Source organism: Pseudomonas sp. R45(2017), assembly GCF_002112305.1.
GTDB classification, from domain to species: Bacteria; Pseudomonadota; Gammaproteobacteria; order Pseudomonadales; family Pseudomonadaceae; genus Aquipseudomonas; species Aquipseudomonas paraglycinae.
This window is the reverse complement of sequence record NZ_NEHH01000014.1, coordinates 90,795-105,315: the sequence shown is the minus strand read 5'-3', so window position 1 is coordinate 105,315 and position 14,521 is coordinate 90,795. Positions and strand designations below refer to the sequence as shown.

Genomic DNA, 14,521 nt, shown 5'->3' with positions numbered 1-14,521 from the left:
CCTCCCAGCCACACCGATTCCGTACCCCCAATGCCCCCAATCACCGCCACACCTGCCCCACTCTCCCGCCGTTTCTCCGTCGCGCCGATGATGGATTGGACTGACCGTCACTGCCGGTACTTCCTACGCATCCTGTCGAAAAACGCCCTGCTCTACACCGAAATGGTCACCACCGGCGCTCTGCTCAACGGCGATCACGAGCGGTTCCTCCGTCACAACGAAGCCGAGCACCCGCTGGCGTTGCAGTTGGGCGGTAGTGTCCCGCTGGACCTGGCCGCTTGTGCACGTATGGCGCAGGAGCACGGTTACGACGAGGTGAATCTGAACGTTGGCTGCCCGAGTGATCGGGTGCAGAACAATATGATCGGGGCGTGCCTGATGGGGCATCCGCAGTTGGTGGCGGATTGTGTGAAGGCGATGCGTGATGCGGTGTCGATTCCGGTGACGGTGAAGCATCGGATCGGGATCAATGGGCGGGACAGTTATGAGGAGCTGTGCGATTTCGTCGGCACGGTGCGTGATGCCGGGTGCACCAGTTTTACGGTGCATGCGCGGATTGCGATTCTGGAGGGGCTTTCGCCGAAGGAGAACCGGGACATTCCGCCGTTGCGTTATGACGTGGCGGCGCGGTTGAAGGCGGATTTTCCGGAGCTTGAGTTCATTCTGAACGGCGGGATCAAGACGATGGAGGCCTGCCATGAGCATTTGCAGACCTTTGACGGCGTGATGCTGGGGCGCGAGGCGTATCACAATCCTTATCTGCTGGCCGAGGTGGATCAGCAGTTGTTCGGCAGCAGCGCGCCGGTGATCAGCCGGGCCGAGGCGCTGGCGCAGTTGCGGCCTTATATAGCCGAGCATTTGCTGGCCGGCGGCGCGATGCATCACATCACCCGGCATGTGCTGGGCCTGGGCACCGGTTTCCCGGGGGCGCGCAAGTTTCGTCAGTTGTTGTCGGTGGATATCCACAAGGCCAAGGATCCGCTGGCGTTGCTGGATCAGGCAGCGGAGTTGCTGGCGGGTCGTTGATCGATGCTTTGAATACGCGGGCAACGAATGACTGTTGCCCGCTGATGTAATTCTTTTGATGTACTGACAGGATGTCTTTTGTTTATGCCCGCGTTGAATTTCTCAGGTTTCAAGCGTTGCACCCTCCTTGCCTTGTTTTGCGCCACGCCTAATGCCCAGGCCCACTGCGACGGGCTGTGTCTGGGTAATACCGATACGCCATGGGAGGTGACCAAGTTGTCTGGTTTCTCGCTTGCTTCCCTGCTGCTCACGCCTTTTACAGCCTCGCAAGAAACCACCGACAGCCATAAACGCGTTTACTCCCCCGAGGAGCTGGAAGACGCGCGGCTTTATCTAGCCAGCGACGGCATGCTGAAGGCTGCGTATTTCACGTCAGCCTTGCAGCGGTTTCGTCATGAATCGCCCGATACCGAGTTAAGCGACCTCGCCGTCGCTGCACTGATCAGCAGTCAATGATCAGGCGGCTGCGGCCGCCGTCCAGTTGACCCAACCAAATTGCCAGGTGGCAAGGATCAGCAAGCCGAAGGCGATCCGATACCAGGCGAAGGTGGCGTAGCTGTGGTTCGCAATGAACTTCAGCAGGCCGCGCACGGCGATCATCGCGAAAATGAACGCTACGACGAAGCCCAGGGCGAAGACCGGGAGGTCGCTGCTCTGGAACAGTTCGCGGTACTTGTAGCCGGAATACACTGCGGCACCGACCATGGTCGGCATCGCCAGGAAGAACGAGAACTCCGTGGCGGCCTTGCGTGACAGGCCGAACAGCAGACCGCCGATGATGGTGGAACCGGAACGCGACGTGCCCGGAATCATCGCCAGGCACTGTACGCAACCGATCTTCAGGGCGTCGGCCCACTTCATGTCGTCCACATGGTCGACGCTCACTACATGATCGCGCTGCTCGGCCCACAACATCACGATGCCGCCCACCACCAATGCAACCGCTACGGTGATCGGGTTGAACAGGTATTCATGAATCGTGTCGGCGAATAACACGCCGAGAATGACTGCCGGGAAAAAGGCGATCAGCAGATTACGGGTAAAACGCTGGGCATTGCTTTGGGTCGGCAGGCCTTTGACGATCTCGAAGATCTTCGGGCGAAACTCCCAGACCACCGCCAGAATGGCGCCCAGTTGAATAATGATGTTGAACGCCATGGCGCGTTCACCGCCGAATTCCAGCAAGTCGGCAACAATAATCTGGTGGCCCGTACTGGAAATGGGCAGGAACTCGGTCAGGCCTTCTACCGCCCCAAGAATCAGCACCTTGAACAAGGTCAGTAAATCCATTAATCCTCCGTCAGAGCGCTCTTTGCGGGCGCCCTGTTAAATGCATTCAGGCATTGAGTATCTGAAGTAAAACAATTGGCAGATGTACACCCATTGCCCGACTCGGGGACGGAGAATATGTCTTATCAAAAGCCACACTCAAGGCATGTTAATAAACGTCCGTGTGTGAACTTGTCGACGTTATAGCCAAAAGACAGGCCTCCCCATAAAATGTGACCCACCTCACACTGCTCTGATACGTATGCAGTTGAGTGATGGCCAAGGGACATAAAAACAGCTCGCGATAATTACAAAATAGTGGCACCATTCCATATTGCCACCATCTAACGGCCTCAATTCCGTTAGTTCACAGCCCCGAAAAAATCAACTAAAAGCTTGAATCGCTTAATTATTGTTAGAAAACTCGGGAGCCACGTCTAAAATTCGTCCAAATGTTACCAATTGTCAGTCACAGATGAGAACCGGTGCTTTAACATCCCGATGTCAGCACCTTTTCGAGTCAATGCATGATGCTCACAGGTAACTTAGCGACTAGAAGCCCGCGCCGCACAAGCGACGAACCAGGTGTTCTCACCCTGGGTCGTACCCGTGGCGTGGCTGAACACTTTAGCGCGCTAATCGCAAAGCATGTGCAGAGCGGTGTGGCTGTTGAAGCCGACGCCTACATTAGTTCATATCAGCACAACGAATATCACGGCCTGTATCGGGCGATCTTCATTATCATCGACAGCCCTCAGGCACTCGAAGATAACCTTGCACTGGTGGAAAACCTGCGCAACGACAACTTGAAGCCGATTATTTGTGCAGTGATCACGGGTCGCGGCGCCCACAACAAGATCAAGTACTTTCTGGCCGGTGCCGACTTCTGTATCAAACTCAATACCTTGTCCGATGAAAGCGCGGAACTGCTGGGTGAGTTTTTCGACAGCGAAGAATGGCAGCGGGATATCAGCCTGGTGCTGGACCCCACCCGCATCTGCCTCTCGGACACCAGCAAGAAACTGGATATCTCCTTTGCCGAAATGAAGATCCTGCAAGCCTTTGCGCAGACCGGCAATCACATTCTCAGCCACGATGAAATCGCCAGCATCATGGGGCTGAACACCCAATTCTACGACCCTCGGGCGCTGGAAAAATCCATCAGCCGCTTGCGTGGGAAAATCAAGGACGTGTACGGTACGAACGCCATACAGAGCATTCGCGGGTATGGCTATCGTCTGATGAGGGGGTTGATCTCAACTCCTTGATTCAGGGAAACACTCTTTTGCAGCATACGAGGGAACGTCTGATGCAACGCTTCAAACATCCGCTTTCTCATAGTTTTAACCGCGTCACATATCTAATAAAAAGCTGTCAATTGCATGAGCGCTGCAACACTTAAACATAACAATAAACCATTACTCTAACGCAGACCGAGTGGAACTTATCGAGGCCATCTTTGGGCCCAGACCCTGCCTGATCGATTAATTCCGAGGAAAACATTGCTCGCCTGCCATTATTTTTTCGCCAAATTTGGTGTGTACTTTAGGAGAGAGACATGGAAACCAGCACGACCCTCCCAAGAAAATACTTTGTTGTCGTGACTAACAGCTCAGCGTCGCAGCGCGAACTCGAGAGCATTCTCTCCAGTGAGCGTTTCAATTCGTTTGGCACGTCTCAGGCACAAATGTTTATTGAAGGTGTTGCTTCGCCCTCTTCCACTCCGATGCTGATGGAGTTCACTTACCCACGCGGCACAAGGAAGCATGTCGCACGTAGCATCGAACATGATACCCAGCGCATATTGGCCACCCTCGAATCGGAATGGCTGGCCGCACAATCGGCGCATTCATTCCACAATTCCACGGCCATGTCCGAAAACCCCGCTGATACTTCCCGAACGATCGAATCCGACGCGCCCTGCACCGAAGCCTGGCATCTGGACAATGATCAGGGCGCATTGACGAAAGAAGGTGTCGAGATCAGTCTCACCGGGCTTGAAACCGCACTGGTCCGCAAGATGCTGCACCATGAAGATCGCGTTGTCAGTCGCGACGATCTGATCCTCAGCATCGGCCGCGAGCCGGAGCAATACCGGGGACTGGAAATGTGCCTGAGCCGTCTTCAAGACAAATTCAAGAACGCCAGCAACGGTGAACGATTGTTTCGTGCCGTGCGCAATCGCGGTTATTGCCTGATCCAGGAAGTTGTTGCCTAAACAACATCCCCCCTACAAGACAAACAGATACAAGTGCGATTACAAAAATAAAAAAGCACTCTGTTTGGTTTCACCCCTCCCTGGTTATACCCGCCTCCTGACCCCACCTACGATAGCAAACACAATATTGATTATTCACCCCCTGCCTTTCGACCTTTTCTAACGTTTGAATATTGGAAATTCAAATAATTTGGCACTGTGCCATCTTGTTAGAACTCGTCAGACAGCATCCCCGACAATAACTTAGTCTATTGACTGACGACAGTTCCGCATTCCGGCGTTGTTACCTCAGGACACTGGCTCAAACAACAATAACAAGTCTGCTTAACAACTCGGTTTTCTACTGTCGAAACCTGAATGGACGTCTTTTGGGGATATCGTATGGATCTTTCTCTTCGTATCAATCGAAACACCGGCCTCAAGGGACTGACCTTTTGGGGCCAATGGGCGCTGGCACAGAGTTTCATTGTTTCCCTGTTGTTCATACTGGCCGAACAGCACACGGGCACCGTCGAGTTCTACTATCGGATGTGCACGATCCTGGCGGTACTGGCTTCGGTGCCGGCTTATACCTTCAGCGGCGCGTATCGAAAGCGAGACAATTACCTGACCGGGCTGGGTCGACTGTTCATGGGCTGGTTCATGACCATGGCCGGGCTGGCGTTCATCGCCTTCATCTGCAAGGCCGATGCGCTGTTTTCCCGCCAGGTCATTCTTGAATGGGCGGTGTACGGTTTCCTCGGTCAGGCGCTGCTGTACGCACCGCTGCATGCGTTCTCGAAGTTCTACCAGCGGTCGCGCAAAAGCGAACACAAGACCCTGATCGTCGGCACCGGCGAACTGGCGTTGGGTCTGGCGAAGAAGTTGAGCCAGCACGAAAACCTGCCGCTGGTCGGTCTGGTCAGCAACGGCGATACCCCGTCGCTGGAAGCGGACGCCCCGCGCGTTGTCGGCGCTCAGGACGAACTGCTCGAGCTGATCCAGAACCACGACATCCGCCGCCTGTACATCACCCTGCCACTGTCGGAAGCCGCCAAGATCGAGGCGATGTATGTGGACTTGCTGGATGCCAACGTTGACGTGGTCTGGGTGCCGGATCTGAACAGCCTGACACTGCTTAATCACTCGGTGAAAGTCGTGGATGGCCTGCCGGCGATCTACCTCAACGAAAGCCCGTTGACCAGCCGCCCGACCGCTGCGCTGAGCAAAAGCCTGGTGGAAAAAGCCGTCGCCCTGCTGGCCATCATCCTGTTGAGCCCGGTGCTGCTGGCCGTGGCCCTGGCGGTGAAACTCAACTCGCCGGGCCCGGTGTTCTTCAAGCAGGATCGCCATGGCTGGAACGGCAAGGTGATCAAGGTCTGGAAATTCCGCTCGATGCGCGTGCACGATGACCGTGACGTCAAGCAGGCCAGCCGCAACGATTCGCGCATTACCGCGGTCGGTCGCTTTATCCGTCGCACTTCGCTGGACGAGCTGCCGCAACTGTTCAACGTGCTGCAAGGGCACATGGCACTGGTCGGCCCACGCCCGCATGCCGTGGCGCACAACAACTACTACTCGGGCAAGATCCTCGCCTACATGGCCCGCCACCGAATCAAACCGGGCATCACCGGCCTGGCACAGATCAGCGGTTGCCGGGGTGAGACGGACACCCTCGACAAAATGGAAAAGCGTGTCGAGATCGACCTGAAGTACATCAATAACTGGTCGCTGTGGCTGGATCTGAAAATTCTGGTGAAGACGCCGTTTACGCTGTTGTCGAAGGATATTTACTGAGACGCAGGGCTTGAGAAGGCAACACCGCAAGGGGACGAAAGTCCCCTTTTTTGTGGGCGGGATTTGGGGGTTGGCGGAGGGCTCTGCGGCCGAGGAGAGTCTGATGTTTTGATGTCGGCTGAGCGGACGCCTTCGCGGGCAAGCCCGCTCCCACAAGTTTCGAGGAGTGGCGAAGATTACGGCATCACCTAAAAACCTGTGGGAGCGGGCTTGCCCGCGAAGGCGCCGGATCATTCAACATCAGGTTTGAACCTGGAACACACCAACTCCCACAGCAATCACGGCTGCATCAAGATTACCCTTCACCACAAACCAAAACGGGAGCCATCAGGCTCCCGTTTTGACTCCCCCCTCCCCCGAACCTACTCGGTAATCTTCCCGAAGTTGCGGTAGAACATGTCCCCTTCCCGACTGTCCGTCATCGAATGCAGCTGGAAGCTGCGGTTGAGCCGCGCGCCACCGTCACGGGTCAGCGGTGCCCACACCAGGTTGGCGCGGCGCATGGTCGACATGCTCATCATTTCGTCGAACGGAATCGACAGGTACAGCCCCTTGTCGAAACTACCTTCACCATACTCGGCGCTGCCGGCGGTGGTGATGGTCGCCCAGGCGCCAAAGCGCACGCCGTTGAAGAACTCGCGGGAGATATCCACCGTGCCGCCAAAGTCGCCCGCCAGGTAACGCCCGACGCTGACCGCGGCCAGCGTGTCGAATGGCAGGTCGGTGTAGCCGGTGACGTGGCCGGTCCAGACCGAGTAATCACGCAGGCCGAAACCCTGGTCGAATTCACGCTGACGCACGTAGTTCAGGTCCGCACCGATCGACCAGCGCTTGCCGGTCGGACGAAACAGCACCTCGCCCCCGACCCCGGCGAACATCGATTCCAGATAACCGCCGTAGACCATGCCGTACAAATCCTTGTCCAGTTGCTCGGCGTGGCTGACCTGAAACAGCGGCATGGTGGTGTCCGAGGTGGTCAGGTACTGACGCAAGTCGGTGCGCACGCGCGGCAGGCCGCTGGGTGCGTCGTAGGTGAATTTGTCGAAGTTGTTGATCAGGTTCTGACTCAGCAGACCGTTCCACCAGGTGTTGCGGTTGAAGCGGTACTCGGCGTCCAGATCCGCCGTGAACTGATAGAGCAAGCCATCGGGGCCGCCGACGTTCTGTTTGAAGCCCAGGCCGACGCCGTAATTGAAGTGCTGCGGCGCTTCGGTGTAGAGGGTTTTCTCGTTGCGCGGCATCGCCGGGTTGATCTCGGTGGTGCGGTGCAGCGACTCCAGCGGCTCTTCGTTGTTGATCACTTCGCGGAAGGTCTGCCGGGGCACGCTGGTTTCTTCCAGCGGCAGGTCGTAGCGCTTGTTGACCACGGTGAACCAGTCGATGTCGTCGTTGACGCTGTTGTCGAGGATCCGGCTCGCGCGGCCGACAGCCTTGGGCGAATGGAAATAGCGCTGCTGCTCGCCGTACACGATCAGTTCGGAATCGCGCTGGGTGATGCGCTCGACCTTGTAGCCGGCGTTCTGCTGCAAGCGGCGGGATACGTCGGCCCAGTTGACCTCCTCCATCGTCGTGCTCGGCGCCTTTGCCGGCAGCGGTTCGGCCGGCGGGTCGAAGGTCTTGGCCGGGGCCTTGCGGCTGACGAAATTGGTGTGGAACGTGATGCCGAACATCGCCGTGTTGCCGCGCTCCCAGGCCGCACTCACATCGACAGAATCGGTCACCTTGAACACCGCGCCGAGGTTGATCGGCGAGTCCTGCTTGATGATGTTGTCCTTGGGCTCGTGCTTGTAGTCGTTGCCTTCGTATTCGAGCTTCAGGCTGAGACGGTCCCAGGGCGTCTGGTAACTCACACCGCCGAAAAACGATGGCTTGCCGCGAAAGTACGAGCCGGCGTTGACGTCACCGGTGCCTTCCAGATCAGGGCGAGTGTTGAAGCGGTCACTGATCGAACCCAACGGGTTGTCGACATCGCCGCGATTACCGATGTAACCCCAGGCGATGCCGGCGCTGAAATCGAAATTGTCATAGCGCTTGTTGGCCACGAAGAATTCACTGGCAAACAGACCGGTACCGCCGATGTCTCGAAAGCCCAGCGCCACTTCCGGCGCCCAGTGGCTTTCCTGCCACAGCCGGACCTTGGCGTCGACCGCCTTGTCCTTATAGCTCTGGCTGCCGCTCAGCGCTTCGGAACCGTACGGGCGGTTGGTGATGGCAGTGTAGCGAAACGAACCTTCCAGCCAGTCGAGCGGCTGCAACGAAACGCTGTATCGGCTGTACGGTTCGGTGCGGTTGGCGTTGACGCTCAACTCACCGGCGGGCGACATGCGTGCGGTCGGGGTCTGCAACAGACCGACGCCGCCGAAGTCATTCTGGGTAATCCGTGGCTCGGCATGCACCAGGCCACACGGCAATAACAACACAGCTGCAAAACGCAAATTCAACGAACCACCTCAGCCAACTGCGTGGCAATCAATTCGGCCAACTGCTGATTCAGTTCAGGGACAGGCGGATCCAGATCATCGTTTTTCACCGGCACCAGAATCTTGCTGCCGGCCACGGGCATCTGCCCGCTCTCGCGGTTCCAGTGGGCGATGCCGACCCGCCGCGATTCGCCGTTGGGCTGGATCAGCCACAGATAATCGGCATCGGCGTCCGCCGTCAGCAACGTGCAGCCCTGCAGGTATTCACGGGCCTCCTGCAACGGCTGATAAGGCAAACGGCACGGCTCGGCGACGGCGCCCAGCACTTCGACTTCGTCGACCCGTTTCGGGTAGATCAACTGATCGCCATCGTCGAGGCGGATGTTGCGGGCGAAACCGACTTCCACCGCCACCGGATCGAGATCGGCGATCTGCCGCCCGGTCACCGGCATCTGCCGGACCTGCTCGGCTAGTCGTTGTGCCAGCGCCGCACGACTCGGCTTGTCGAACAGCATGGCCATGCGCTGCAGCACGTCCAGATCGAACAGCACGCCGACCTTGAGCCGCGTCTGTTCCTCCAGCAGCGACTGACGCAACAGAACGCCCGCCAGCCAATAACCTTCGGCATTCGGTACAGCCTCGCCGATCACATCGCGCAAACGTCCGCCCGCCGGCAATTCGATCGGGCCCGGATTGGCGACATCACCGCTGACGATGACCGCGGCCTCGCTGGCACCGGCAAGCAACATCAGGCACGCCGAGAGCGCTCTTAGCCGCTTCACGGGACATGCCTGCGGTCAGGGGTCAGTTGCACGATCCTGACCCGCAACTGCGAGGTCAGTTGCTGTTCACTCTGCACAATGAAACCGTCCACCGGATCGACCCAGTAACGGTTGGTCGCGCGCAGGCCGATGGCCGGCGCGTCAATCTGCTCATCGACGCGCAGCACGGAGTATTCCTTGTCGAGAATGTCGAGGGTTTCCAGGGATTTTCGGGAGAAGCGGCTGTTGATGATGATCCCGACTTCCTGGCCCTTGTAGAGGTCGATCCAGCGGCGGCTGGTGTAGCCGTCGGTGATGCGATGCAGGCCCTGTTTGAACGGCGAGTCATCGGACAGACGCGTGCCGTCCAGATCGCCGTCCACGCCGAGGCCGACAGTGCGCATGGCCAGGCCGTCGCGCATCAGCAGCACCTGCTTGCCGGAGGCGACCCAGAACTGCAGGTCCTCGCGCTCGCGCACCAGCGCCAACACCCCGGAACCGGACGGTGTGGTCAGTTTGAGCTGGGGATACTTGACCCCGGCCACCTGCTCCGCCGACACATCGAGTTCATCCGGTCCGATGACGGCGGACTTGAGGTTGTTCAACGAAGCGCTCATCAGCGGATTGCAGCCACTCAACAAAACGGCCGCCATCAGGCACACGCCCACTTTCAACGTTTTCACAGTCGGCGGCCTTATTTGCTGTTGTTACTGTATTCGCTCCAGTTCTTCGCAGCGGAAGCCCCCGTCCCGACAATCGATGCCGATGGCACCAACTGGCTGATCAGGCGATTCCAGCGAGTCACGTTGGCAGGCCCGACATAGACCACGTCCTGGGGCCGCACTTCGAAGTGCGAGGCGAGCGCCATGGCGGTCGGCGACTCGGCTTCCAGCTGATAGATTTTCGCCGGCTCCACGTCGAGGTTTTCCACCCCGCGAATCACGTACACGGCGTTGCCGTTGGAGGTGGTCTGGCTCAGGCCACCGACCGAACCGAGCACGTCGGACAGGTTCATGGTGGCAGTCTTGAAGCTCAGCGCACGGGGCTGGTTGACCTCGCCCATCACGTAGATGCGCTTGTTGTCGTTGTACGGCAGATACAGTTGATCGCCTCCCTTGAGGTAGACGTTCTGCAATTCGGAATCCTGCTGATTGAGCGCATCGAGATTGAGCGGATAGACCCGCCCGTTGCGCGTCAGCATCAGCCCCGACAAGTCGGCATTGTTGGTATCGACACCGGCCGAACCGAGGGCCTCGACCACGCTCAGCGGGTTGGTCGAAATCGCCTGGGGGCCAGCCTTGGTTACAGCGCCCGAGACCACGACTTTCTGGCTGGCGAAACGCAACACCGCGACATCCACTTGCGGCTCGGCAATGAACGCCGAGAGACGTTGTTCGATGTCCGAACGCAGTTGCTGGATGGTTTTGCCGGCGGCCTGGACTTCCTTGATGTACGGGTAATACAAGGTGCCGTCGGAACGCACCAGACGACCGTTGGCGTCGATCTGCTGCTGCGCACCCGAAGGGGCGGTCAGCTCGGGATGATCCCAGACCGTGATGTACAGCACATCGTTGCTGCCGATGCGGTATTCGGCCGGGGTCGCCAACAACTCCGCCGGCACCGACTCACGCTTGTACGTGGCGCGGTTCATGGCGATGAGTTTGGGGGTGATCGGAATGAGCTCGACCCGGCTGCTTTCGCTGGCGCCCTGGCGCGTGATGCTACTGGTGCTCAGGTACTGGCCGGGGGAGAACATACAACCTTGCAAAGCGATACTTGCCAACAATAAAAGAGAAAAACGACGGGTCATAATGGCACTACGCTATTCAAGGGCGAATCCAAAAACAAAGTCACCCGACTTTCGTCGGGCGACCCTGTACTGCACCAACAGATACTTCAGTTAGTTGTGCGTGCCGGTTGTACCCGTGGTACCGGTGGTACCCGTTGTACCGCCGTTGGCACTTCCACCACTGTTGGACGCCGCTACAGCACTGGCGACCATGGCAGTACTGGCGGCAGGCGCTGTAGAAGCCGCGACACTGCCAGATACATTGGTCACTGCTGTAAGCGGCGCTTCAGCTGCGGAGGCCCAGTTGCTCAACATCGTCAACAGGGCGATCGCCATCACTTTCTTCATATCAACTCCTTTCTAACATCGCACCTGAACATCGGGTGTTGGTTAGAGGTGGTAGAGTTCAAGTCGCAAAAAGCGCGAACAAGATCCGTTGTTCTTTCACAGTCTTACGCAACTGATAAAAGTCGAACGGCAGGTTTATATCTACGGACTTGCAAAAGGCATTGCCAGTCTAATTTCCCGACGATATCTAACAACCTGACTGAAACTAACATTGCACTAAAACGCCATCATCCCTGATAACCCCGGGGATGATTCGATTGCCAGCGCCAGGTGTCGGTGACCATGTCCTGCAAGTTGCGTGTGGCTTTCCAGCCGAGTTCCTTGGCGGCCTTGGAGGCGTCGGCCCAGCTCTCGGCAATGTCCCCGGAACGCCGTGGCATCACCCGGTAAGGCACCGGCTGCCCACAGGCCTGTTCGAAAGCCCGCAGCACCTGCAACACGCTGTAGCCGTCACCGGTGCCGAGGTTCCAGGTATGAATGCCGGTACGGTCGGCGATGGTTTGCAGGGCTTTCAGGTGCCCGTCCGCCAGATCCACTACATGGATGTAATCACGCACGCCGGTACCGTCGACCGTCGGGTAATCGTCGCCGAAGATCGACAACTCCTTGAGGCTGCCGACCGCCACCTGGCTGATGTAGGGCACCAGATTGTTGGGGATGCCGTTGGGATCTTCGCCCATCTGGCCACTGTGATGCGCGCCGATCGGGTTGAAGTAGCGCAGCAGCGCGATGCTCCAGCGCGGTTCGGACTGGCACAGGTCGCGCAGCACGTTCTCGACGATCAGCTTGGACTGACCGTAGGGATTGGTCGGAGTGCCGGTCGGGAAATCCTCGCGGATCGGCATCTGCGCCGGCTCGCCGTAGACCGTGGCAGACGAGCTGAACACCAGCCGGAACACCCCCGCCGCTGCCATTGCCTGGCACAGCGTGATGCTGCCGCTGACGTTGGTTTCGTAGTATTCGAGCGGCTTGCGCACGCTCTCGCCCACGGCCTTGAGCCCGGCGAAATGCAGCACGGCATCGATGGCGTGCTGCTGGAAAATCCGGTCCAGCAGGGCCCGGTCACAGACATCCCCGCGAATCATCAGCGCACTTTTGCCGCAAATGGCTTCCACCGCGTGCAAGGCGGCGTCGCTGCTGTTGCAAAGATTATCCAGAACTACAACTTCATAACCTGCTTCAAGTAGTGCAAGTGTGGTGTGCGAGCCGATATAGCCGGCGCCACCCGTTACCAGAATCTTCATAGCGCGGTCCATAAGTGGGAAAAGTGCCAACTCGCGTGTCAAGCGCTGTTTGTTTAATGTGTGTCTTGATTCACACAAACAGCGCGACAACAACCAGAAACAAAAACAGTTCAATCACTGGCTATAAATATTTTTACAAGCCAAACTGTATTGCCTGGTACTTATTAGCACTCCCGCGCATTCATCACTATCAACGGATGCCGACTAAAAATAACCAATAAGTGTCAAACCGACATCTCATAACATTGTCGTGTTTTACACTCATTGCTATTTGCCACTCATCTCCCGAGTCAGGTATTAAAGTACAGCTTCAATAACTTGCAACCTTTCGTTATTGCAATAAACGATGGCAGTGCGCCATGAATGACCAGGAAACTTTTATGATCCGTAAATGTTTGTTCCCCGCTGCCGGTTATGGCACGCGTTTCTTGCCGGCCACCAAAGCCATGCCCAAGGAAATGCTGCCGATCGTCAACAAGCCGTTGATCGAATACGCCGTTGAAGAAGCACGGGACGCCGGCCTGCAACACATGGCCATCGTCACCGGACGGGGCAAGCGCGCACTGGAAGACCACTTCGACATCAGCTACGAACTCGAACACCAGATTCGTGGCACCGAGAAAGAGAAGTTCCTGGCCGGTACTCGCGAGCTGATCGACACCTGCACCTTCTCCTACACCCGTCAGGTTGAAATGAAAGGCCTCGGCCACGCGATTCTCAGCGGCCGCCCGTTGATCGGTGACGAACCCTTCGCCGTGGTGCTGGCGGACGACCTGTGCCTGAACCTCGAAGGGGACGGCGTGCTCACGCAGATGATCGAGCTCTACAAGAAATTCCGCTGCTCGATCGTCGCCATCCAGGAAGTCCCGCGCGACCAGACCCACAAGTACGGAGTGATCGCCGGCGAGGCGATTTCCGAGGGCATCTACCGGGTCAACCACATGGTGGAAAAACCGGCCCCGCAAGACGCACCGTCGAACCTGGCGATCATCGGCCGCTACATCCTCACGCCGGACATCTTCGACCTGATCGCCGACACCGAGCCGGGCAAGGGCGGCGAAATCCAGATCACCGACGCCTTGATGAAACAGGCGCAGAACGGTTGCGTGCTGGCCTACAAATTCAAAGGTCTGCGCTTCGACTGCGGCGACGCCGAAGGTTACCTGCAGGCAACCAACTTCTGCTACGACAACGTCTATCTGAAGGGCCGCTGAGCGGCCCTCACTGATTCATCGCCGCACGCACATCCAACGAGGCAACCATGAACATTGCACAACATTCCGCAGAGATTGAACGTGAGGTGGACAACCTCGGGGTGATGAGCTGGTTATCCCGCCATCAGCCATTGCCCAGCGCCAATGGCCCGTGGCTGGGCACCCTGCTGCTGGTCGACCGCCTCGGCGTGTTTCCGTCGTCCGGGGACATACGCCGACCGATGCGTGATCCGTATCCCCTGCTCGCCCACCTGAAACGGATCTACGGCGAACAGGCGCTGGAGGTCGATGACCGCGACGGCCTGAAAGTGATTTTCAGCGACTGGCGTTTTCGCGTGCGGATTTGCTGCAACGACCCGGCGATCATCGTCAACGTGGAAACCCGTTGCGTGACGCAGTTGATGCCGCAGAAAACCGCAGAGCTGCTGAGCCATCTGGATCTGTTCGACAACTGAC

The 14,521-nt window shown here is 57.8% G+C and carries 14 protein-coding genes; 7 read left to right on the top strand and 7 right to left on the bottom strand.

The genetic code is table 11. The features are described 5' to 3' along the window. Positions 1-30: 30 nt before the first annotated feature. Together dusA and CAF74_RS27020 are read left to right on the top strand one after the other, a co-directional pair. Entirely contained in the window at positions 31-1,026 is a 996-nt protein-coding gene (dusA, locus tag CAF74_RS27025; protein WP_011335151.1) for a tRNA dihydrouridine(20/20a) synthase DusA, read from the top strand. 84 nt (positions 1,027-1,110) lie between these two features. Beyond that, positions 1,111-1,482, top strand: a complete 372-nt coding sequence (locus tag CAF74_RS27020) for a DUF2388 domain-containing protein (protein ID WP_085748364.1) — start codon at positions 1,111-1,113, stop codon at positions 1,480-1,482. Here CAF74_RS27020 and CAF74_RS27015 read toward each other — a convergent pair whose 3' ends face one another. After that, a complete protein-coding gene (locus CAF74_RS27015) occupies positions 1,483-2,316 on the bottom strand; it encodes an undecaprenyl-diphosphate phosphatase (protein WP_007951638.1) in 834 nt (277 codons plus the stop codon). A 506-nt stretch (positions 2,317-2,822) separates the two neighbouring features. On the opposite strand from CAF74_RS27015, the gene CAF74_RS27010 reads away from it, so the two are divergent. From CAF74_RS27010 to CAF74_RS27000, 3 genes are all read left to right on the top strand, one after another. Then, positions 2,823-3,563 (top strand): winged helix-turn-helix domain-containing protein, encoded by a 741-nt coding sequence (locus tag CAF74_RS27010; protein WP_039772760.1) that lies wholly within the window; start codon positions 2,823-2,825, stop codon positions 3,561-3,563. Positions 3,564-3,853: 290 nt separating this feature from the next. Further along, entirely contained in the window at positions 3,854-4,513 is a 660-nt protein-coding gene (locus CAF74_RS27005; RefSeq protein ID WP_085613143.1) for a helix-turn-helix domain-containing protein, read from the top strand. Positions 4,514-4,894: 381 nt separating this feature from the next. After that, positions 4,895-6,289: an undecaprenyl-phosphate glucose phosphotransferase gene (locus tag CAF74_RS27000; protein ID WP_064598067.1), complete on the top strand. Its 1,395-nt coding sequence runs from the start codon at positions 4,895-4,897 to the stop codon at positions 6,287-6,289. 362 nt (positions 6,290-6,651) lie between these two features. Here the strand turns inward: CAF74_RS27000 and CAF74_RS26995 are convergent, their stop codons facing one another. The 6 genes from CAF74_RS26995 to galE form a co-directional block, all read right to left on the bottom strand. Continuing rightward, the gene (locus tag CAF74_RS26995; protein ID WP_085748363.1) at positions 6,652-8,730 is read right to left on the bottom strand and encodes a YjbH domain-containing protein; all 2,079 of its coding nucleotides are present in this window, start codon (positions 8,728-8,730) and stop codon (positions 6,652-6,654) included. Further along, positions 8,727-9,491, bottom strand: coding sequence for a capsule biosynthesis GfcC family protein (locus tag CAF74_RS26990; protein ID WP_371855520.1), 765 nt, complete (start codon positions 9,489-9,491; stop codon positions 8,727-8,729). Before CAF74_RS26990 ends, CAF74_RS26995 begins: the two co-directional genes overlap by 4 nt. Then, on the bottom strand, positions 9,488-10,153 hold the full coding sequence (locus CAF74_RS26985; protein WP_085748362.1) for a YjbF family lipoprotein: 666 nt from the start codon (positions 10,151-10,153) through the stop codon (positions 9,488-9,490). Before CAF74_RS26985 ends, CAF74_RS26990 begins: the two co-directional genes overlap by 4 nt. A gap of 11 nt (positions 10,154-10,164) precedes the next feature. Next, a complete protein-coding gene (locus tag CAF74_RS26980) occupies positions 10,165-11,280 on the bottom strand; it encodes a polysaccharide biosynthesis/export family protein (protein ID WP_172829496.1) in 1,116 nt (371 codons plus the stop codon). Between the two features lie 90 nt (positions 11,281-11,370). Continuing rightward, the gene (locus CAF74_RS26975; protein ID WP_003226528.1) at positions 11,371-11,607 is read right to left on the bottom strand and encodes a hypothetical protein; all 237 of its coding nucleotides are present in this window, start codon (positions 11,605-11,607) and stop codon (positions 11,371-11,373) included. Between the two features lie 227 nt (positions 11,608-11,834). Then, on the bottom strand, positions 11,835-12,851 hold the full coding sequence (galE, locus tag CAF74_RS26970) for a UDP-glucose 4-epimerase GalE (RefSeq protein ID WP_039772766.1): 1,017 nt from the start codon (positions 12,849-12,851) through the stop codon (positions 11,835-11,837). A gap of 380 nt (positions 12,852-13,231) precedes the next feature. Between galE and galU the strand changes: the two genes are divergently transcribed. Together galU and CAF74_RS26960 are read left to right on the top strand one after the other, a co-directional pair. Next, positions 13,232-14,065, top strand: coding sequence for a UTP--glucose-1-phosphate uridylyltransferase GalU (galU, locus tag CAF74_RS26965; protein WP_007951629.1), 834 nt, complete (start codon positions 13,232-13,234; stop codon positions 14,063-14,065). Between the two features lie 47 nt (positions 14,066-14,112). Beyond that, positions 14,113-14,520: a mannose-1-phosphate guanylyltransferase gene (locus tag CAF74_RS26960; RefSeq protein WP_085748361.1), complete on the top strand. Its 408-nt coding sequence runs from the start codon at positions 14,113-14,115 to the stop codon at positions 14,518-14,520. Position 14,521: the final 1 nt, after the last annotated feature.

Excerpts from the sequence above, each read along its gene's own strand:
- CAF74_RS27010 (WP_039772760.1), top strand. The coding sequence starts at position 2,823 with ATGATGCTCACAGGTAACTTAGCGACTAGAAGCCCGCGCCGCACAAGC.
- galE (WP_039772766.1), bottom strand. The coding sequence starts at position 12,851 with ATGAAGATTCTGGTAACGGGTGGCGCCGGCTATATCGGCTCGCACACC.
- galU (WP_007951629.1), top strand. The coding sequence starts at position 13,232 with ATGATCCGTAAATGTTTGTTCCCCGCTGCCGGTTATGGCACGCGTTTC.
- dusA (WP_011335151.1), top strand. The coding sequence starts at position 31 with ATGCCCCCAATCACCGCCACACCTGCCCCACTCTCCCGCCGTTTCTCC.
- CAF74_RS27000 (WP_064598067.1), top strand. The coding sequence starts at position 4,895 with ATGGATCTTTCTCTTCGTATCAATCGAAACACCGGCCTCAAGGGACTG.
- CAF74_RS26975 (WP_003226528.1), bottom strand. The coding sequence starts at position 11,607 with ATGAAGAAAGTGATGGCGATCGCCCTGTTGACGATGTTGAGCAACTGG.
- CAF74_RS27005 (WP_085613143.1), top strand. The coding sequence starts at position 3,854 with ATGGAAACCAGCACGACCCTCCCAAGAAAATACTTTGTTGTCGTGACT.
- CAF74_RS27015 (WP_007951638.1), bottom strand. The coding sequence starts at position 2,316 with ATGGATTTACTGACCTTGTTCAAGGTGCTGATTCTTGGGGCGGTAGAA.
- CAF74_RS26960 (WP_085748361.1), top strand. The coding sequence starts at position 14,113 with ATGAACATTGCACAACATTCCGCAGAGATTGAACGTGAGGTGGACAAC.
- CAF74_RS27020 (WP_085748364.1), top strand. The coding sequence starts at position 1,111 with ATGCCCGCGTTGAATTTCTCAGGTTTCAAGCGTTGCACCCTCCTTGCC.
- CAF74_RS26980 (WP_172829496.1), bottom strand. The coding sequence starts at position 11,280 with ATGACCCGTCGTTTTTCTCTTTTATTGTTGGCAAGTATCGCTTTGCAA.